A 20,801-nucleotide genomic window follows, 5' to 3' on the forward strand; every position below is an offset into this window, starting at 1 on the left:
GCACACAGTATGAATGACTTTTTAATAGGTATCGGCAAGAGACTAAAGGATATTAGAAAAAAGAATAATTTAACCATTAATGAATTGGCTTTCAAAGCTAATGTGAGCAACGGCCTTGTTTCCAGGATTGAAAACGGAAGAACGATCCCTTCCCTTCCTGTTCTCTTAGATCTGATCCAATCGCTGGAGATTGATGCCAGTTATTTTTTTGAAGGGGTTGAAAAAAAGTCCAACGCCAAATTCATCTATGTTCCAAAGGAAAGCCAGCAAGTCATTGAAAAAGAAGTAGAAGCTGAGGGATTCAAATACATGCATATCTTCAGCAAGAGTCTTCATTCTTTAGGCTTTGAAGCCGTATTGCTGACTCTTGAACCCAATTCTAAAAGAGAAAAGGTCATTACCGATGCCTGGGAATTCAAATATATTCTAAAAGGCGAAGTAAAATATGTAATTGATAATGAGGAAATCATCCTTAAAGAAGGAGATTCGCTTTATTTCAACGGAAAATTTCCTCACGTTCCGGTAAGTATTAGTGATGAAAGCTGTGTGATGCTTGTTCTTTATTTTTATACGGCTTAAATACTTTTTTTAACGCAAAAGAATACGCAAGGAAAATATAAAACTTAGCGTATATTTCTTGTTCGCAAGGGCATTTCATTCAGCAATGCATCAAATTATAATCGCTTTATTCAGCTATTTTCTATATCATTCCTCAAATTCCGATTTCCAAACCATTACAAAAGTTTACAAATATGCAACTTTTGATTTTCTCTTTTCTTCTAAGATGAACGAAATATGAACTAAAACAAGCCTTTTTTCAGCATGTTTCTATTCCTGATATTTTGGGAAAACATTTACTAAAAACGTTGAAATAGTCACTTTAAACCCTATTTTGTAGAATTTTCAAAAGGTAACTTCAATTGATTGTAAAGTAAAAAAGACGTAATAAATCGGGTTTATTTGTTAAATAATACTTAATATAAAATATTTATATATATTAAAATTATTAGCGTGATTTGCATAAAAAATTTAATATATGTAAAAATGAAAACAAAATTAGAGAAATTACTTACCCTTGTTTTTGTCTGTTTCATTGTCTTTGTTTCAGCGCAAAAACAGTTAATTATAGGAACTGTTCTTGACGGCAGCCAGCCTCTCCCCGGGGCTACCATCAAAATAAAAGGCTTATCTAAAAATATAACTACTGATATCGAAGGAAAATTTACCATCAACGATATTAAAGAAGGCCAATACACATTACAAATCAGCTATATAGGTTATGAATCTTCAGATATTACTATTGATCTGAAACCAGAACAAACGGTTGACTTAGGAATTATTAAACTTTCACAACCTAGAAAAAATATTGATGAAATTGTCGTTACCGGAACGTTGAAAAATACAGAAGCGAGAGCTTTAAACCTTCAGAAAAATGCCATCAATATTACCAATGTGATTGCCTCAGACGGAATTGGAAAGCTACCGGACAGAAATGCAGCAGAAACCGTACAGCGTGTGCAGGGAGTTTCTATTGAAAGAGACCAGGGAGAAGGAAGATTTGTTTCCCTGAGAGGACTTCCGCCATTCTGGGCATCCACAACCATCAATGGAAACAGACTTCCCACTGCAGAGGAAGAAACGACTTCCAGAGCAACAGCATTCGATTTTTTTCCTACAGAACTGATCTCCTATGTACATGTAAACAAATCTTTTACCCCAGATATTGAAGCTGACGGAATAGGCGGTGGTGTCAATTTCATCACCAAAATCCCACCGATGAAAACAGAATTTAAAGCCACTGTGGGAACCGGCTATAATGCAAAGTCTGACAAAGGGGTTTACAACCTTGGATTTTTGTACGGAGGAAGAACGAAAGATAAAAAATTCGGGTATTTATTCAACTTTGCTCATTTCATCAGAAATTGGTCTACAGATAATTTTGAAGCACGAAGAAGTGGTGACGAAGGCGTTTTCAGGCTGGAACTTCGTGATTATAACGGGGTGAGAAAAACAACCGGGATCAATACAGCTTTTGAATATGTGTTGTCTCCAAAAACAACCTTCTATTTAAAAGGAATGTATGGTACTTTATCGGATGATGAAACCCACTATAAACACAGAATCCGTTTTGATAAATTCAGCAGTGCTAATAATACAGCAAGAGTGGAGCTTCAGAATATCCATAACTTACTGATTACAGAGCTTACTTCTGTTTCTTTGGGAGCAGTTCATAACTTAAATAAAGGAAAAATTGACTGGGATTTATCTTACTACGACAACAAATTCAAGTATGGAAATATTCCTGATAAGCAGAACAACTCTTACTATGTCATCAAGTACACTCAGTCTGGTGTAGGTATTAATCCTGATTATATTTCCAATCATGGAAATGGTCCCAGAGCCTATTGGAAAGCTGACGGTGGTAAATTAGATTATAAAAATCCTGATGCATTGTTTGGTTTTTACAGTGATCCAAACTTTAAAATGGATGCTTCGCAGATGAGATTTACAGATCTTGAATTTTATAAGGTTTTTGTAGAGGAAAAGGATAAAATCGTAGCGGCTTTCAACCATGAGATCAATGCTTCTGATCAACTGACCTTAAAATATGGTTTTAAATACCGAGATAAAGAACGTAATGCAAGATTTTCAGACATTTTCTACAACTGGGGCAGTGGTACAGCACCTCTTTTGTCTGATTATTCTCAATATATCACAACACAGCCCAACGGACCGAAATATTTAAGTGAAATGAATGCCCACATCGGAAACACTTTCGGGCCTGTACTTTCTACCGCAGGAATGAACCAGTTTTGGTATGATCAGCAGGGAAATCTGAAAATTAATACAGCTGATTCTGAAGCATTGGAATATAATAAAGCATTAGGGAGAAACTTTGATGTGTTTGAAAAACATGCAGATGCTTACGGAATGGCAACCTATAAACTGAATGATAAAATCATCATTTTAGGAGGAATCAGATTATCAAATACCCATACCAAAGTAAGGGGATACAGTGTGAATGATAACGTTCTGACACCGGTAGAAAATACCAAAAACTATCTGGCTGTTCTTCCGATGATTCATTTTAAATATACGTTGAACGATAAAACCAATCTTCGTTTCGCTGCGACAAGAACTTTTTCCAGACCGAATTTTGGTGATCTGACTCCGGGAGGAACTTATATTGAAGCAGACAACGAGTTCAAAGGTGGAAACCCTAATCTTAATCCTACGTATTCTTTGAATTTTGACCTGATGGGAGAATACTATTTTTCCAATGTCGGAATTCTGAGTGGCGGTGTTTTCTATAAATCAATTACTGATCCTATTTTCCAGGATTCTTTTATCGGAGATTACAATGGAATCAACGGGGTACAATTTACAGCTCCTAATAACGGAAAAGCAGCATGGCTGGGAGGAATTGAGTTGGGAATTAATAAAAGATTTGACTTCCTTCCGGGGTTTTTACAATACTTTGGAGTACAATTGAATGCCACCTTCATGACTTCCGAAATGGAAAAACCAAGCGGAAGAACGGTAGCCCTTCCCTACCAGGCCAAAGAGTTGTATAATGCGCAACTTTTCTTTGAGAAAAAAGGATTCAATGCAAGACTGGCTTACAACTACAAAGGAAAGTATGCCGTAGAATATGCAGAAGAAGATATCAATGATTCTTATTATGGTAAATACAGCAATCTGGATTTCGGAGGTTCTTATCAATTTACCAAATACCTGACTTTGTATGCGGATGTGAACAATATTCTGAACAAACCGCTGATCTATCACTTCGGAAAAAGCGAAGATCGTCCGGAACAGGTGGAATATTATGGAGTCCGATTCAATCTTGGAATAAAACTGAACTTCTAAACCATTACCATGGCCAGAACAATCAATAAAAAAACATTAGTAACACTGAAAGCCGCTTTTGCTGCTTTCGGTGTTTACTTCTGCATGTATGGTTTCAGAAAACCTTTTACCGTAGCTTCTTTCGAGGAACTTTCTTATTTTGGGGTAGATTATAAAATTCTGATTATCATTGCCCAGGCTGTAGGCTATTTTATTTCAAAATTCATTGGGATCAAATTTATTTCCGAACTGAAACCTCAGAAAAGACTCACTTATCTGTTTGTTTTCATTGGCATTGCAGAACTTGCATTATTAGGATTTGCAGCTGTTCCTGCTCCTTATAATATTCTGTTTATGTTGATCAATGGTATTCCGTTGGGAATGATCTGGGGAATTGTTTTCTCTTATATTGAAGGACGAAAAACCACAGAAATCATCGGACTATTTTTATGTTCAAGCTTTGTAGTGTCTTCAGGTTTTACAAAATCGGCAGGAAAATTTCTGATGGATACTTTCTCGGTTTCAGAATTCTGGATGCCTTTTTCAGCCGGACTTATTTTCATAATTCCATTGATTCTTTTCGGGCTATTGCTTGAAAGAATCCCCCAACCTTCGGACGAAGATATTTTACTTAAAAACAAGAGACAACCGTTGAATGGATCAGAAAGAAAAGCTTTGATTCAGCAGTTTTTTGTTCCGATCGTATGTATCATCTTTTTATATATCAGTTTAACGGTTTTAAGAGACTTCAGAGATAATTTCAACCGAGAGATCTGGGATGGACTGCATTTTAGTTTCGACAGCTCTATTTTCACCTTAACGGAAATACCTATCGCCGTAATGGTTCTGGTGATTTTAAGCTTTATGGTAAAAGTAAAAAACAATAAAAAGGCATTTGCCTATTATCATTATATCCTTTTTGCAGGCATTCTTACGGTAGGACTTTCTACGTATCTGTTTCAGCAAGGTTCTCTATCGCCTTTTTTATGGATGACAATTTCCGGCTTCGGAATGTACATCTGTTATATTCCTTTTAATGGAATTTATTTTGATCGGATGATTGCCGCTTTTGAGATCAAAGGAAATGTAGGTTTTCTGATCTATATTGTGGATTCTTTCGGGTATCTGGGAAGCGTTCTGGTTCTATTGTACAAAAACTTCGGATCAGCTCAGACCTCGTGGCTTACTTTTTATATCAATTTAAATTACATTATAACAATAACGGTTTTTATTCTTTCTGTGGTTGCTTTTCTGGCTTTCAGGAACAAATCAAAGCCGAAATCAAACTCAAACTCTAATCAATTCATCAATTTCGATACGTCGAAAATTTTATAAATTATAGTACAATGACAACAAAATTTGATTTACTCGTTGTAGGAGGTGGAATTTTAGGAACATTCCATGCTTATCATGCGCTGAAGAAAAATCTTAAAGTAGCTTTACTGGAAAGAAACTCGGTTCCTCAAGGTGCTACGGTAAGAAATTTCGGACAGGTGGTACCTTCCGGAATGGATCTTAAGTGGCAGAATTTCGGAAGAGAAAGTCTGGCCATATACAATGAACTTCATGATCAGGCAGATCTTACTATCAGACAAAACGGTTCGGTATATATTGCTTCCAATGATGAAGAGCTTCAGTTGATTGAAGAACTTTATGAAATCAACAGAAACAATGATTATGAATCTGTTTTATTATCCAAAAATGACTGCATCAAGAAATTTGATGGACTTCGTTCAGACTATTGCAAAGGAGGTTTGTTTTTTCCACAGGAACTTTCCGTAGATTCTGCAGATATGATTGTAAAGCTTCACAAGCTGCTTCAGGAAAAAATGGGACTGCAGATTTTCTACAATACAACGGTTCTTGAAACCCATGAAGATGATCTGAAATGTATAGCTATTACTGCAGATGGAACAGAATTCAATGCTTCCAAAATCATCATCTGCGGTGGACACGAGTTTAAAACTTTATATCCTAAAGTATTCAATGACAGCGATCTTGAGGTGAGTAAACTTCAGATGCTTCAGACCAAACCTCAAGGAATCTATTCTCTTCAGGGAAATATCCTTACAGGGCTTTCTGTGAGAAGGTATGAATCTTTCAGCGAATGTCCTTCTTTTCAGAAAATCAAGGCTTTAGAAGACCCCAACTCATTTGAAAAGAAATACGGAGTTCATATTTTATTCAAACAGGCTCTTGATGGTTCTATCATCATAGGAGATTCTCACGAATATGCAGATGCTAAAAACGCAGATGATTTGGGATATGATCTTAATATGGAGATTGATGAATTCATGATTCATGAGGCAAAAAAAATTATTGATCTTCCCACCTATGAAATTCAGAGACGATGGTTCGGAATCTATTCTCAATGCAAAACGAAAGATATTTTTGAGCACAGCCCATCTGCCAATATTCATATTGTAACAGGGATCGGAGGAAAAGGGATGACCGGAAGCGGTGGCTTTTCCAAATTTAATATTGAAAAAATATACGCATAACATTGACATGAAAAATATAGAATTACTCGTTCTGGATATGGCCGGAACAACAATTGATGAGGATAATGTAGTTTACAAAACGCTTACTAGTGCCGTGAATGATTATGGCTACAATGTAAGCCTGGAAAAAGTATTATCCAGCTGTGCCGGAATGGAAAAACTGGAAGCCATTACCAGTCTTTTAAAGGAAATCAATGGGAACGAAGAAGATGCTCCTGCTATTTTTGAGAATTTTTCTGATCAACTGAAAGAATCTTATCAAAATCTGGATGTAAAACCTATTAACGGAGCAGAAGATTTCTTATTGAATATGAAAGCTCAAAACAAGAAAATCGTTTTGAATACAGGCTATACCTCAGAAATCGCCCATCAGCTTCTCAATAAACTCAACTGGAAAGAAAATATTCATTTTGATGCTTTGATTACTGCTGATGATGTTTCAGAAAGCCGCCCAAGCCCTGAAATGATCCAACTTGCGATGAAGAAATTCAATATTACTGAAGCAAGTAAAGTTTTAAAGGCTGGTGATTCTGTTATTGATATTGAAGAGGGAAAAAATGCAGGTTGCGGATTAACAGTAGCCGTACTTTCCGGAGCTCAAACCCAGTCAGCGCTTGAAAAAGCATCTCCGGATTATATTCTGAATACCATTTCTGAAGCTGAAGGTATTCTTTAATCCATTTTTTCAGATTATTTTTAAATACTTCTTGACACAAATGTTTTCATGGTTTTTCCATTGGAAATGTTTGTGTTTTTACCATCCCGTCAAATTTTCAATTTGACACCCGGGAATATCGTACGTTCGATTTAATATTTGTCAAAACCGGAGATTTTCGGATGCTTTTGTGAGCTTTATTTATATTCGCAAAGCCTAGAACTTAAAATAAATAGAGTCATTTTCTTTTGTGACTTTTGTGGTTAGTATTCAGCTTTTTTTGTGAACTTTTTAATTATCAATTAATTAACTTTCTGTTCATAAAAATTTACAAATAGTAAACTAATTTTACAATAGTTAAAAATAAATTACTATTTGTAAACTTTTGTAATTCTAAAACCTTATTTCCCCATGAAAACAAAACTATTCTCAATGGCTGTTGTAATGAGCTGTTTCCTTGGAGCTCAGACCAAAAAAGTCCTTTTTATTGGTATTGACGGATGCCGTGCAGATGTTATGATGTCTACCCCAACTCCTAACATCCAAAACCTTATCAGTCAGTCAATTTACTCTATTGACGGGCTTTGCGCCGCCACTACCTGGAGCGGAAACGGATGGAGCACCATGCTGACGGGTGTATGGCACACCAAACACAATGTTCAGGACAATAATTTCACCAGTCCGAACTATGTTAATTATCCGGATTTTTTAACAAGAGCAGAGACTTATAATCCAGCTCTAAGAACTATTTCTCTGGCTCATTGGTCGCCGATCAACGATAAAATCATCCAAACCGCGGATGTAAAAACCAATCTGGCAACGGATCTTGCTGTAAAAAATGCAGCTGTTACGGCTTTACAAAATGATAATCCGGATATTCTCTTCGTAGATTTCGATGATGTAGACCATGCCGGACATTCTTATGGGTTCTCATCTACTGTTTCTCAATATGTAAATTCTATTAAGACTACAGATTCTTATATCGGAGAAATTGTGACTGCTATGAAAAACAGACCTTCTTATAATAATGAAGACTGGCTGGTAGTATTGACTACAGATCACGGAGCTATTGAAAGTTCTCATGGAGGCGGAAATCTTACAGAAAGAAATATTTTTACGGTGTACTCCAATCCTGGATTTACCCCACAACAGATCAGTAAAACCATTCTGGAATCCAATAAAACATTCAATCAGCTGAATTTCCCTGCCGGAACTTATGCAAAACCAGCCAATCAGACTTCTTTTAATTTTGGAGCGAATCAGGATTTTACCATTGAATTTTGGGTGAAACCGAATGCTGCTTACTCCAGTGATCCGGTGATGATCAGTAATAAAAACTGGGTTAATGGGAAAAATAAAGGATTTGTATTCTCAGGATATTCCGGCCAGACTTTCAAGATGAATATTGGAGACGGAACGAACAGGATTGACCTTGTAGGCGGAAAAGTGGAAACGAATAAGTGGAAACATATTGCGGCAAGCTTTGACAGAGATGGTCTTGTAACCCTGTACGAAGATGGTGTTCCGGTAACTTTTGCTAAAATGAATACGATCGGAAATATTGATTCCGGTCTTCCTTTGAGCTTAAACCAGGATGGAACCAATGCTTACGGAATTAATCTGGCGGCTTCTTATAAAGATGTAAGAATCTGGAAATCGGCTCTTCCCAATGATGTCATCGTGAATTGGGCGAACCAGGATATTACAACTTCGCATCCTTATTATTCTCAATTATTAGCCAATTGGAAATGTAATGGAACTTCAGGCAATATGGTGACAGACTCTGGTCCAAACGCCAACAATATGACTGTGACAGGATCTCCTACTTATAATGCAGGTACAGTTAATAATTTTAGGATCTATGATTATACCTCAACAACGAGAGAAACAGACCACTTCCCTACGGTACTGAACTGGCTTTGTATTCCGGTGCAGTCTTCATGGGGAATAGATGGAGTGAATAGAATTCCGGCATGTTCCAAAGAAATATTATCAGCAAAAGAGACGAAGGTAATCGCTGAAGATTTTAAAATGTATCCGAATCCTGTTTCAACATTCATTGGAATCCAGTATCAATCTGAGGATAAGGAAATTAAAGCAGAAATCACAGACAGTAAAGGATCAAATGTTTTAACAACACATCTAAAGTCTTCAAGAGGTTTTTACGATGAAAAAATCAATATCGGAAATCTTCCGGCTGGTGTGTATTTCATTAAAATCAACGGAAGCAAAAAAGCACTGACCAAGACATTCATCAAGAAATAAAACAGTAAAGCAATTAGATTTAAATTTGATATTAGAACAAGGATATTCCTATCCGAGTTCTAATATTTTTTTTTGTTTATATACTGAAAATCAACTCCATTCTGACATCTGCACGGTCGTAATCAGCATGACCGATAGGTGTATGGATAAAGCCAAGCTTTTCATACAACTTAATAGCCGGAACCAAAATAGAATTGGTAACTAAAAACACTTTTTCTGCATTTAATTCTTTCGCTTTTTCCACTAAAGCATCTCCCAGCAGATATCCTAATTTTTTTCCTTGTGCTTTAGGACTTACCGCCATCTTTGACAGCTCAAAAGTAAGAGGGTTATCCTCCGTTTTTACCAATGCGCAGGTTCCTACAACTTCTCCATCCAGCAAAGCAAAGGCTATATGTCCGCCTTTATTTAAAATTTCCTCTTCGGGATGATCCAGAAGCTTGTAATCTCCTGCTTCCATCACAAAAAACGTTTTGATCCATTCCTCATTCAAAGCTTTGAAAGCTTCTTTATACTGAGGTTCATAGGTTACAATTTTTACTTCATTCTTACTATCATTCATCGCTATAAGGTTTATTAAATTCTGTTTTTTATCATTTTTCCCAGCTTTTCCAGGTCACTTTCCACTCTGTCTGTCCATTCTAATGCATAATTTAAGCGCATACAGTTCTGATACTGATTATATTGTGAAAAGATTCTTCCCGGGGCAAAGTTTACTTTCTGACTGACAGCCAAATCATAAAGATCTTCCGTACAGATTCTCTTATCCAGTTCCAGCCAGAGCATAAAACCGCCTTTGGGTTCTGATATTTTTGTATTATCCGGAAAATATTCAATCACCGATTTCTGGATCTGAAGGTAGTTGGCATACAATTTCTTTCTGAACATTCTCAGGTGATGATCATAACGTCCATGAGCAAGGAAATCCGCAATCACATCTGAAAATAAAGAAGGTCCGCTCACCGTCTGAACCAATTTTTGGCGAATAATTTTCTCTTTAAATTTTCCCGGTGCTACCCATCCTACTCTAAATCCTGGAGCCAGCGTTTTGGAAACCGAGCCTACCCACATCACAATTCCTGCTTCATCATAAAACTTACAAGGCTTCGGTCTTCCTGCTCCGAAATAAATGTTTCCGTAGACATCATCTTCCACCAAAGGAACATTGTGTTCGGTAAGCATTTTAACCAGCTCTTTTTTGTTCTCGTCCGGCATCTGAAATCCCAACGGATTATTATAATTTACCACAAAACAACATGCAGACAGCTTGGGAAGCACTTTCTTCAGAGCATCCAGATCCACTCCTGTAATAGGATGCGTAGGAATTTCAACTGCCTTCAGTCCCAATAATTGAATGGCCTGAAGAATTCCGAAATACACAGGGCTTTCTACTGCTACTGAATCTCCTGGTTGTGTCACGGCCATTAAACAATTATAAACAGCATTCATCGCTCCGGAAGTAATGACCAGATCATCTTCTGTAATTTTCCCCTCCATAACCATGGACCACTTGGCTATTTCCCGGCGCAGCACTTCGCTTCCCTGCACAGGTTCGTAATTGGTACCGCTGTCACTTTTCCTTTTCATCACATCAATCATACATTTCTTCATTTTGGCAACCGGAAGGAGACTTTTCCCGGGAATTCCAAGGGCAAACTGTGTGACATCTGTCCCTCCGATACTCCCGAACACCTTGTCAATCAAATCCTGAGGGGTATTTTTACCTTCTGAAACCTTTATCTGTGTCACAGAAGGAAGCGCCAGTTTTCGCTGGGAGGTCTGGCTTACATAATATCCATATTTCGGGCGTGATTCTACCAGCGAACGGCTTTCGAGTTCCATATACGCTTGTTTTATGGTATTCAGACTTACATTGTATAATTTCTGGGCACTTCTCAATGAAGGCAGCCTGTCTCCAAACTGCAGGGTTTCGCTTTTAATCTGCTCTGTGACAGAATTGGCTATTTTAAGGTACAGAACATCTTTAGACATAGGATCTGGGTTTTAAGTAAATGTACAATTTTATCCTGTTTTTATTCAGGATTCAACCAACTGATCATACTGTTGATACTGCTTTTTAATTGTTCCGGATCCTTAAAATTGGGTGTATTATTATTTTTGCAATATCTTTCAGCACGGGAATAAAAATTCCTTTTTTCTGATTCCGTCATTCTGTTTTTATCATAGATTTTAAAAGATATTTCATCCTTTTCATTGATGATAAGACTGGCAAAAGCAACAGTTTCTTTTCCGTTTTTAGCCAAAAGAAAAGGAAGTCCGAAATTCTGATCTGCTTGCTTCAAATTCTGCGTTTGCAGAAAAATGTTTTTCAGCTCCAACATATCTGATACATAAGCCTCAGCATATTGAAACTGTTTCTGATGTTGAGTGATTGTGTCCATATTTTCTTCTTTAGCTAAACAAAATTATGGAGTATTTAATTTTGGATACAGATACAGAACTATACAATATTATGGATACAGGTTTTTTTATTTGGTCTTTTTACCCTCGCTGATAAAGCAGATTTCGCAGATTTTCTCTTCATACAATTGATAAGCATAGAAATAAAAAACAGGCTGCTTCTTCCGAAACAGCCTGTTTGCAACTATTTAAAGTTTCATGGTTATTGTTCTGCTTTTTTAAGGGCTTCTTTGATTCCTTCCAGTCCGTCTCCAAATTGGGCAAGCAGTGCTACAATCTGCGACATTCTATCACTCTCACCCAGTCCTTTCAGGGTTTTATTTTTAACAAAGGTTTTCTTTATCTCATTCCAGCGTTCGGTTTCTTCTTCTGAAAGAACCCCTATCAGTTCTTTCATTTTCAACATATTGGCTTCTGCTCCGGTTGTCAGCGTCTGAGATTCATTTTGATAATGATTCAGCACAATCTGAATGACTTCATTATCTTTCAGGATCGGTTGTATCTGTGCAATCAGCTTATTCATATTACGGTAAGATCCCTGCAGCTTGAATGGTGGTTCATTTCGGTAATCGTCTGACATGGCTGCGGATGCGATATATTCTTTATTCACCTTCAACACCATATTTCTCACTCTGATTGTGTTTTTCAGTACTGTTCTGAAATCTGATATTTCACTGGAGCTAAAATTTCCTTTCAGGTTATCGGCAGGATTATCTGTAATTACACAATCATAGAGTTCATATAGATTTTCCATTCCCGGATTGGTCAGCCTGGTCAGGTATTCATTAGACATTAAAGCATTTTCAATAAGACTCAGGTCAAAAAGGTCTGTTTTCGATCCGGATATTTCTCCCAGATTGTAAGTATCTGAACGGTTGGCCAACATGTCCGGGATTTTAAACTTTTCTCCACTCTCCGTGTATGGATTTCCGGCCATGACAAGGCAAAATCTCTTGGATCGTAGATCATAAGTTTTACTTTCTCCATTGTAGATTCCTTCAATCTTTCTCTGTCCGTCTGCAAGAGAGATGAATTTCTGTAAAAATTCCGGATTACAATGCTGAATATCATCAAGATAAAGCATAACATTGTCTCCCATTTCCAGAGCAAGATTCAGTTTTTCAAGCTCCTGTCTGGCCCCTGCATTTCTGGCTTCAGAAGGGTCCGTTGATACAATATCGTATCCTAAAGATGGTCCGTTAATCTTCATAAATACCAACCCCATTCTTTCTGCCATATATTCCATCAGGGTTGTTTTTCCGTATCCGGGTGGAGATACCAGAAGCAGCATTCCCATTCTGTCTGTTCTTTTATCTGAACCTGCTGTTCCCAATTGTTTCGAAAGGTTGGCTCCGATGAGAGGAAAATAGACATCATTGATCAGTTTATTTCTTACAAATGAGCTTAAAATCTGAGGTTTGAAAGTATCTAATTTCAGTGCTTTTTTCTTTTCATCTACCCAACTATATTTCAATTCCTGAAGACGTTTGTATTTCGGAACGGTAACGGTATTAAAGTGACTCAGTCGGGATACAAATTCAAAGTAGTTAAGATAATATTCCGTGTCTTTTTCAAGAGACTTCAGCTCTTTTATGGCGACTTCATAAGCAATATGTTTGATATTTTTCGGATCAAACTTTTGAGTAATGATAAATGCTGCAGCTTCCTGTATGATATTTTCATCAGCCTCCGGATCAAATGCCTGTAATGCGCTTTCGGCAATGTAATAACATGCTGAAGGATACTGATACATAACCTGTATCTGAGTAATAAACTCCAGGTCTTTTCCTTTTTCTTTCAGTTCTTTCATGAACAATTCATACAAAGCAGCAGCTTTTTCTGAGATCAGCGGGCTTTCTTTATCTTCTTTTTTAAGATATATGGCAGCATTGATATAATCCGTCTCCAGAAAAATACCATGCGCTGATGCAAAAGATTTCATTTCTTCCGAAAGTTCTCTGCTCAGATATTCAAATCCCTGTTTTACAGTGAATGATTGAGCAATAATAGCTGCTGCCTCAAACTGTTTGGTATAGTATTCTTTTCTTTCACTTTCAAGGAAAAACCAGAAAATCTGGGCTAAAGCTCTCTCCCGTGCTGTAAACCTCATCAGTCCCAGTTCATTATGGACTTGCTGAAGTTTCAAAACAATAGTTTCAGCATCTTTATCATGAATTCCTTTTACCAGTCCTTCTCCGAAATGCTCTGCTGTAAACTGCTGCACTGCCATTTCGTTTTCAATCTCTGAGGTTATTTCCTTGTGAGCTGAAAATACATTCCAGGCAAGGTATTCAAATCTTTTTACCTTGTTGTTTTCTGAAACAAATTCCTGGTTCCAGACTTCTTTGAATTCGTCTGCCGTAAAGTTCAATGGTTCATAAAAACTTGTTCCGGTAAGGTGATAATAATATTGAGCATTTCTCAGTACCAGCGTAAGATCCAGCTTCTGCTGATTGACTGCAAATTTATAATCCCCCAATGCAATGACGCTTTCTCCGTCTGCATAGATCTCTTTCTTATCTTTCAGTTTCCTTACGGTTTCCTGTTGCAATGTTTTTAGCAGAGTCTGAATCTCTTCCGATTTTGCTGAATCTTCCCATTCTGCAAGTTGTCTGGAGAGATCTCTCAATTTTTCAACCATCAGATCTGCAGCAAAATAGCCATTAATCTCATTTTCTGAGTCAAAAGATTCTGCTTTGGTCTGTACCGATTTCAGGATTCTCTGCGCAGCATCAAAAAGATTCTGAGTTCTTTTATTTCTTGCTTCGGTAAGCTGTACCCTTTTATTCTGGAAATGTCCGTAAACCTCTTCTCTTTTGGTTCCTATCTGCTGAATAAACTCTTCGAAATCAATAAATTTCGTTTCCATTTCTTCCAACTGAATAGAGAGTTTGGTCAGATATTCATCACATTTCTCAGGAGTTTGTGAAAGTTCCAGAAAATTAATCACAGACTGGTCAAATAGGGTAATCTGAGCCTGAAAATCTGAAGCCAGTTCTTTTCCTGAAATTTCTCTTTTTCTTTTGCTGAGCTCAAGCCTTTCCTGATTCAGTCTTGCAAAGATTAAAGAGATGTTTTCAATAATCTGGGTAGACTGGGAGGTGTCTTCAATTTTAAGGTTATTGACAATATCCACCAACAATTCCAGTTGTCCTGAAAGAGTATTGATATTTTCTTCAATTGTTTTGGCATCGATAGCTTTCTGGAGTCCAATAATATCTTCGGAAATCTGCTGTGCTCTTTCTTCGTATGGCAATAATGCCCCTTCCTGAAGCAGAAATTCCACACAGGCATTTGAAAGTTCTGTATAACGACCTGCAAGAGATTTTTCCAATCTATCCAGCAAAGCTGTGTCTGCATATTTAAGCTCTCTTGCTCCTGTCACTTCTCCTCTTAATGTTCTGATCTGAGAAAGAGCATCAATATATTCTGTAAGCTGAGAATAGTGAAGCCTTTTGGTATCATCAAGAATTTTATCACAGGATAATTTTATTTTTTCTAAAGTTTCCTCTGTATTCTTCCTTTGTTCTACTACTTTTTCGTACTCATTGATGGCCGAATGCGCAATCGCTCTGATCTCTTTTAATGGCATATCCAGCTTCTGAACTTCTTCTTCCCCAAGAAAATAGTAAGTATCAAGAATAAAGGTTGAGAGCTTTACAATATCATCATACAAACCACTGTAAGAATCTTTTTTATTCAGAAGGGTTATCAGCTCCTGACTCTCAGCCATTACTCTTACAATATCCTTATTTCCTATTTTGTAAAGTAAACTGTCTGCTTTTTCCATATTGGGCAACAATTCTTTGGAAAAAGGAGTCTGCCAGATCTGAGACAGATGATGTTTTGTGGTTTCGATGCTTTCTCTGAGATAAATGAGTTTCCCGTCATTAAGAAATGTAAAACCGCTGCATCGTATCGGGGTTTCTATAGTCTGAGTGATGATATTATAGGAGATCAGCTGATAATTGTTGGTCTTATCATCGTAGAAAACGTATAAAAAATTCTCTCCGTTGGGTTCTGCAATAGTTTTCAGGTAATAAAGCCTGTTCTGATCCTGAGAAATCACTTTTAATCCTCCGGTCTGAAGAGCATATCCGTTTGAAAATAATACACCTTGATTTTCGGGAAGCAAAAGTCCTGAATATTTAAGGGCATCTGCCCTGGAAACGGTTTTTTCTTTGTGATTATAAATGAAATAGCGTTCCGTTTCCTGGTAAGGCTTTATTTTAAACAAAACAAGATTATCCAGATCACAGAAATGAATCTCTGCATCATCCAGATTCTGATCTTTATGAATTACATCTTCAGAGTAAATTCCTTTTCCACTATCTGTATTGTCTTCTACTTTGATGGTGATATCTCCACCGATGCTTTCTACAAAAACTTTATCTGCTAAAGAAATATGAGGATGTTTTCCCGACCTTTGCATATCTCTGGTTGCCTTTGTCCATACAAAGCCATGCTGCTGAGGATATGAGGTTTCGGAGGCACTTCTTGAGTCTACATAGACCAGTTGATTCTCTTTGATCAACCATTTAAAAGCTTTGATATCTGTGGTACTTTCTGACAGCTGAAAAACCATATAAAGATAGTTTTCCGTGAAGGTAAATCTGGCAAAGAAAGTATTTCTGTAATATTTGTAAAGATTTCTGAACTCATCGATGAAAACGTCATCATTGATGAGGGTCTGATCCTGAGGTTCAAACCGGTCATTATTGATTTTATATATTGAAAAAACGTCCGAAATATTGATTTCCGTCTGAAGTCCCAGGTGTGCATTAGATCCAAAAATCAGAAGATCACCCAGTGAATAGATATCTTTGGCAATACAGCTGTGATCCGTCGAAATTCTTTCATTGGCAATGAGAGAGAAATCTACTCCGCCAAATATATTTTTACGGCTTTCATTAAGCTGCTGAAGTCTCTGAACTAAGTCATTCTTCTGCTCATTTAAACGGTTCTGAATAATTTCGTAAGTTCCGGAATTAAGTTGTTCTGACATCGTTTTTATTTAGGTTGTCATGACTGCTGTAGAACAGCTGGTCTTTGTATAACTTGTGGTACTTTGAAAATTTTTTTGATATAAACCTTATAGGCTTTGGAAACCTATAAGGTTTGAAGCTTAGAGTTTCTTAAAGCATCTAAAGCATTCCTGCATTAAACATGGTTGTTATTCACCGGTTTGTGCTCCACTCCCAGGTGTTTAGCCATGTCAAGTGCTCTTTCCAGAATTCCTTTTTCCTGTTGATTGGCAACGCCGTTCAGTTTAAAGATCAGGGAAGCAATGCTCATATTTTTGATGTCGTCAGAAGAGATTTTATATTTATCCACCATTCCCATCACTTTTCCAATGATATTTTCTCCGTCACCCAGAAGGTTTTCTTTTACAATCTGTGCGTTTTCACTGTGGCTGATGAATTTATCTAATCCTTTTCCAGCAGAAACTTGTCTGATAACGTTATCGAAGAATGTATTATCACCTCCTACGATATCAATTTTTGCAGATTTGAAGGCTTCTGCGAGTACCATAGACTGTGCTTCTGCAATATCTTTCTGAATAGCAATCTGAGCCAATTCAACATCTTTTTCTTTGGCAAGCTGAAGACGGAATTCTTCGTGATCTTTTCCGGCATCATTCAGTTTCTTCATCGCTTCTGCTTTCTCTGTAATTCCTGCTGCTTCTGCCAATGCTTTTTCTTTGATAACTTCTGCCTGAGCAATTCCTTCTTTTTTGTTAGCATCTGCTTTTTTCTCAATCACTGTAGCTTCTGCAACCCCTTGTCTTTCCGCAGCATCTGCTTTCGCATGCATTACCTGAGCTTCTGATAATCCTACTGTTGCTTCTTCTTTTGCTTTTGCATCTGCAATAATTTTACGCGCTTCAGCTTCTTTTTCTGCAGCATCTCTTTTCGCCTGTGCTTCAATTACATATTTCTGAGCATCTTTTTCAGCCGCTAATCTGCGGGATTCTGCAGCTCTTGTTTCTTCAATGAGTTTTTTCTCTGCTTCCTGAGTGGCAACAGTAATTTCTACCTGCTTATTTCTTTCTGCCGTTTTGAAAGCTTCAAGATCTTTGATTCCCTGCTGCTCTTCCACTACGGTTTTTTCCATGGTTAAACGCTCGCGGATCGCATCCTGAATACTTTTCTTCTCCAGTTCTATTGCTTTCTCCTTTTCAATCTGAGCCAGGGAAACTATTCTTTCTCTTTCTGTTGCTTCAAGGGCTTTATCTTTTAATACTCTTTCGGTTTCTACCAAATCTGCACGTTCTTTATTTTTAGCAGCAATAACCACCTGACGAAGTTTATTTTCTTCTGCAATCTGTAATTTTTCTTCTGTAGCAATACGCACTGTTTCATATCTCAGACGTTCTTCTTCTTCTACTTTCAGAATTTCTGCATTTTCACGCGCTTTGATATTGGCTACTTCTCTTTTTTGAGATTCTTCTTTTTCTGCCAGCTGTTTTTCAAGTTCCAGAATGGCTTCTCTGGCTTCTACATTTTGTTTTGTAATGGTTTTTTCTTCATCACGACGAACCTGATTGGCTTTAATATTTTGGGTAGCTGTAAGTTCGGTGATCTTTTTAATCCCTTCAGAATCAAGGATATTGTCTTTATCCAGTTTATCAATAGAAGTCTGTTCAAGGTAGTCTATTGCACAGTCATCCAGCACATATCCGTTAAGGTCTGTTCCGATGATATCAAGAATTTCCTGACGGAATTCGCTTCTTGCTTCATATAGTTCTGTAAAATCAAATTTCTTTCCTACTGTTTTAAGAGCTTCTGAAAATTTAGCTTCAAACAATTCTCTTAGTGTCTGGGCATCTGAAGCACGCTGGCAACCAATGGTTTGACCTACATTCACAATATCATCTACTGATTTATTGACACGGATAAAAAATGCTACCTGAATATCTGCTCTCATATTGTCTTTACAGATTAATCCTGCTCTTCCTTCTCTTGAAATCTCCAGTTTTTTTACGGAGATATCCATAGATTCCATACGATGGATAATGGGAATGACAATACCGGCATTAAAGAAGACTTTTGTACCTCCATAACCAGTTCTTAAAATAACGATTCCCTGAACAGTTTTTTTATACATCGATAAAATCCAGAAAATCAATCCGATTGTTGCTACGACGGCAACAATAATTCCAGCAATTAAAGGTAAGTTCATAGTTTTATAAGTTTATAGTTTATATAGATGTGTTTTTTTGTTTTATAAGAATTGGAAGATGATATCCAGGATATAATTCAGCAAGATCAAAAAAATAGTTAGCATGGTTATTAGTTTTTTATTTTAATATCTTATTGATTTCTGTACATAGTAAATCCTTTTTTCGGGGTCCTCATCTACAATCATAACTCGGGTTCCATGTTCAAGTTTACTTCCGTCATTGCTTCTCACCATCAGCGTCATAGGATCGCTTCCGATGAAGACCTCCATCATTCCTATTTTATCATCCTGAATGCTTGACTTTAAGCGTCCTTCTCTCCCTAAAAAGGCATAGGACAATTCTCCTTTATGATTGATCTCTTTAAAAAAGGGATTCAGGGGTTTTAGAATTATTTTGGTTAATAGCATTCCTCCAATCATCATTGGAAAGAGACTCAGTATTCCTGCCCATGTGGGAAGTGGAATGAAATAATTCAGATAAAATGAGCCCAGCCAGGTAATCAGCAATGAAAGTGTTAGAAAGTATGTTACCGGAACGATATCCAGATTCAGAAACTTCAGGAAATGCATCCATGCCGAAGGATCATGATCAGGTGCGTGAAGATGGCCATCCGGAACGTCTATATCTGCATCTGCATCCAGATCGGAATGAATTCCTACATCGATATCCAACCCTGTAAGAATGGTAAAAAGCCAATAGACCACTGAAAGCCCAAGAAGGACGGACAGCACCGTATTCACCGGAGAAAATGCTACATTTAAAAATTCCTGAAAGGTCATATATTAGCCTTTTTTAAGGGTTTCTTTTAATCTGTTTAAAGCTTCTTCAGCTTTTGTATCATTACTGTTTACCATGGCATCTATCTCTTCATCAATGCTTTTTCCTGATTTTGAAAGATCAGAATAAGCTTCCGCAAGGGCTTCCTGCTGTACAACACGATCCTTCAGTTTTTCCAGCATGCTTACCGCACTTCCGGTGTCCATCTGGGTCATCTTCTGATTGATATCTTTTGTGGCTTCACTCACCTGAACTCTTGCTTTCAGGGTTTTCAATTCATTTTCCCATTTGGCAATACCTGATTTCAGATGGTTAATATTACCCTGTAACTTTTCGCAGTCATCATACAGTTTCTCATGCTCTTTCTGAAGAGCTGTTGCATTTTCCAAAGAAGAGGTCTGTTTTTTCAGTGCTTCTTTAGCCAGACGATCTGCTTCTAGAGCTTCCACTTCTCCTTTTTCTGCTTTCTGAACAATGACTATGGCTTTATTATAGTAATCATTGGCGGTCTGCTGTTCTGTTTCTGCTTCATTCTTTTTACGTATGGCAAGCGCTTTCAACTGAGCAAGTGCTTCTATACTTTTCCCAAGCTGTTCTTTCATTTCACGGATTCCCTGTTCCGTTAAATTGATTGGGTCTTCAAAGCTGTCGATCACAGAATGGATCTCTGCTTTTCCTATCGTTAACAATCTTTTAAAAATGTTCATTTTAAATATCTTTTGTGAATTACTTACTCATTTCAAGCATTTCTGTTGTAAATTCCCCCACAAGGATTCCTAAAGAGTTGATGGAAGCCATCACTTCGTTTTGTGCCATATTATCGGTTGGGAGTGTATCTCTGAAAATCACCCTCCTTCCGGTTCCGTCCAGTACAAATGCTCCGTGAACGATGTCTCTGTTTTTCTGAAGGAGTCTCAAAAATATTTTTTCGGATGGGTTTTTGATTTCAAAAAGAAACTGCTCCATGATCAGAATAGAATCTGATATTATAAGGATCATGTTTTTTATCCCGTTGGATTCTTTTTCGATGATTAAGATTCTCTGAGCCTCATCTTCCAACGTGATGGTAAACTCATAATCTAACAACCACTCTTTGACCGTTCTGAATATTTGATTTCTCATGATGGCTGGTTTAGTGTTTTATTTTTCG

14 protein-coding genes are annotated in these 20,801 nt (G+C 37.2%); 6 read left to right on the forward strand and 8 right to left on the reverse strand.

Features of this window, described 5'->3' with window-relative positions:
* Positions 1 to 9 precede the first annotated feature (9 nt).
* From BUE84_RS22780 to BUE84_RS22805, 6 genes are all read left to right on the forward strand, one after another.
* On the forward strand, positions 10 to 579 hold the full coding sequence (locus tag BUE84_RS22780; RefSeq protein ID WP_079243618.1) for a helix-turn-helix domain-containing protein: 570 nt from the start codon (positions 10 to 12) through the stop codon (positions 577 to 579).
* Positions 580 to 1,044: 465 nt separating this feature from the next.
* Entirely contained in the window at positions 1,045 to 3,870 is a 2,826-nt protein-coding gene (locus BUE84_RS22785) for a TonB-dependent receptor (protein ID WP_079243619.1), read from the forward strand.
* A gap of 9 nt (positions 3,871 to 3,879) precedes the next feature.
* On the forward strand, positions 3,880 to 5,184 hold the full coding sequence (locus BUE84_RS22790) for a DUF5690 family protein (protein WP_079243620.1): 1,305 nt from the start codon (positions 3,880 to 3,882) through the stop codon (positions 5,182 to 5,184).
* 11 nt (positions 5,185 to 5,195) lie between these two features.
* The gene (locus BUE84_RS22795) at positions 5,196 to 6,350 is read left to right on the forward strand and encodes a TIGR03364 family FAD-dependent oxidoreductase (RefSeq protein WP_079243621.1); all 1,155 of its coding nucleotides are present in this window, start codon (positions 5,196 to 5,198) and stop codon (positions 6,348 to 6,350) included.
* Between the two features lie 7 nt (positions 6,351 to 6,357).
* A complete protein-coding gene (locus BUE84_RS22800) occupies positions 6,358 to 7,026 on the forward strand; it encodes an HAD-IA family hydrolase (RefSeq protein WP_079244021.1) in 669 nt (222 codons plus the stop codon).
* Between the two features lie 390 nt (positions 7,027 to 7,416).
* On the forward strand, positions 7,417 to 9,270 hold the full coding sequence (locus BUE84_RS22805) for a LamG-like jellyroll fold domain-containing protein (protein WP_079243622.1): 1,854 nt from the start codon (positions 7,417 to 7,419) through the stop codon (positions 9,268 to 9,270).
* A 76-nt stretch (positions 9,271 to 9,346) separates the two neighbouring features.
* Here the strand turns inward: BUE84_RS22805 and BUE84_RS22810 are convergent, their stop codons facing one another.
* The 8 genes from BUE84_RS22810 to BUE84_RS22845 form a co-directional block, all read right to left on the reverse strand.
* Positions 9,347 to 9,832 carry a GNAT family N-acetyltransferase gene (locus BUE84_RS22810; protein WP_079243623.1) on the reverse strand — a complete coding sequence of 162 codons (486 nt, stop codon included), beginning with the start codon at positions 9,830 to 9,832 and terminating at the stop codon, positions 9,347 to 9,349.
* 14 nt (positions 9,833 to 9,846) lie between these two features.
* The gene (locus tag BUE84_RS22815; protein ID WP_079243624.1) at positions 9,847 to 11,262 is read right to left on the reverse strand and encodes a PLP-dependent aminotransferase family protein; all 1,416 of its coding nucleotides are present in this window, start codon (positions 11,260 to 11,262) and stop codon (positions 9,847 to 9,849) included.
* Positions 11,263 to 11,303: 41 nt separating this feature from the next.
* A complete protein-coding gene (locus tag BUE84_RS22820) occupies positions 11,304 to 11,672 on the reverse strand; it encodes a hypothetical protein (RefSeq protein WP_079243625.1) in 369 nt (122 codons plus the stop codon).
* 221 nt (positions 11,673 to 11,893) lie between these two features.
* Entirely contained in the window at positions 11,894 to 16,696 is a 4,803-nt protein-coding gene (locus BUE84_RS22825; protein WP_079243626.1) for a DNA repair ATPase, read from the reverse strand.
* Between the two features lie 155 nt (positions 16,697 to 16,851).
* Positions 16,852 to 18,873 (reverse strand): flotillin family protein, encoded by a 2,022-nt coding sequence (locus BUE84_RS22830; protein WP_034693954.1) that lies wholly within the window; start codon positions 18,871 to 18,873, stop codon positions 16,852 to 16,854.
* A 123-nt stretch (positions 18,874 to 18,996) separates the two neighbouring features.
* Positions 18,997 to 19,653, reverse strand: coding sequence for a hypothetical protein (locus BUE84_RS22835; protein ID WP_079243627.1), 657 nt, complete (start codon positions 19,651 to 19,653; stop codon positions 18,997 to 18,999).
* A gap of 3 nt (positions 19,654 to 19,656) precedes the next feature.
* Complete coding sequence (locus tag BUE84_RS22840; protein ID WP_079243628.1) at positions 19,657 to 20,358, reverse strand: PspA/IM30 family protein; 702 nt, start codon at positions 20,356 to 20,358, stop codon at positions 19,657 to 19,659.
* A 19-nt stretch (positions 20,359 to 20,377) separates the two neighbouring features.
* On the reverse strand, positions 20,378 to 20,773 hold the full coding sequence (locus tag BUE84_RS22845; RefSeq protein ID WP_079243629.1) for a YbjN domain-containing protein: 396 nt from the start codon (positions 20,771 to 20,773) through the stop codon (positions 20,378 to 20,380).
* Positions 20,774 to 20,801 lie beyond the last annotated feature (28 nt).

The organism is Chryseobacterium indologenes (assembly GCF_002025665.1).
Lineage (GTDB): Bacteria > Bacteroidota > Bacteroidia > Flavobacteriales > Weeksellaceae > Chryseobacterium > Chryseobacterium metallicongregator.

Coding starts and splice junctions, on each gene's coding strand:
- BUE84_RS22795 (WP_079243621.1), top strand. CDS start 5,196: ATGACAACAAAATTTGATTTACTCGTTGTAGGAGGTGGAATTTTAGGA.
- BUE84_RS22805 (WP_079243622.1), top strand. CDS start 7,417: ATGAAAACAAAACTATTCTCAATGGCTGTTGTAATGAGCTGTTTCCTT.
- BUE84_RS22780 (WP_079243618.1), top strand. CDS start 10: ATGAATGACTTTTTAATAGGTATCGGCAAGAGACTAAAGGATATTAGA.
- BUE84_RS22810 (WP_079243623.1), bottom strand. CDS start 9,832: ATGAATGATAGTAAGAATGAAGTAAAAATTGTAACCTATGAACCTCAG.
- BUE84_RS22815 (WP_079243624.1), bottom strand. CDS start 11,262: ATGTCTAAAGATGTTCTGTACCTTAAAATAGCCAATTCTGTCACAGAG.
- BUE84_RS22825 (WP_079243626.1), bottom strand. CDS start 16,696: ATGTCAGAACAACTTAATTCCGGAACTTACGAAATTATTCAGAACCGT.
- BUE84_RS22820 (WP_079243625.1), bottom strand. CDS start 11,672: ATGGACACAATCACTCAACATCAGAAACAGTTTCAATATGCTGAGGCT.
- BUE84_RS22845 (WP_079243629.1), bottom strand. CDS start 20,773: ATGAGAAATCAAATATTCAGAACGGTCAAAGAGTGGTTGTTAGATTAT.
- BUE84_RS22790 (WP_079243620.1), top strand. CDS start 3,880: ATGGCCAGAACAATCAATAAAAAAACATTAGTAACACTGAAAGCCGCT.
- BUE84_RS22785 (WP_079243619.1), top strand. CDS start 1,045: ATGAAAACAAAATTAGAGAAATTACTTACCCTTGTTTTTGTCTGTTTC.
- BUE84_RS22840 (WP_079243628.1), bottom strand. CDS start 20,358: ATGAACATTTTTAAAAGATTGTTAACGATAGGAAAAGCAGAGATCCAT.
- BUE84_RS22835 (WP_079243627.1), bottom strand. CDS start 19,653: ATGACCTTTCAGGAATTTTTAAATGTAGCATTTTCTCCGGTGAATACG.
- BUE84_RS22800 (WP_079244021.1), top strand. CDS start 6,358: ATGAAAAATATAGAATTACTCGTTCTGGATATGGCCGGAACAACAATT.
- BUE84_RS22830 (WP_034693954.1), bottom strand. CDS start 18,873: ATGAACTTACCTTTAATTGCTGGAATTATTGTTGCCGTCGTAGCAACA.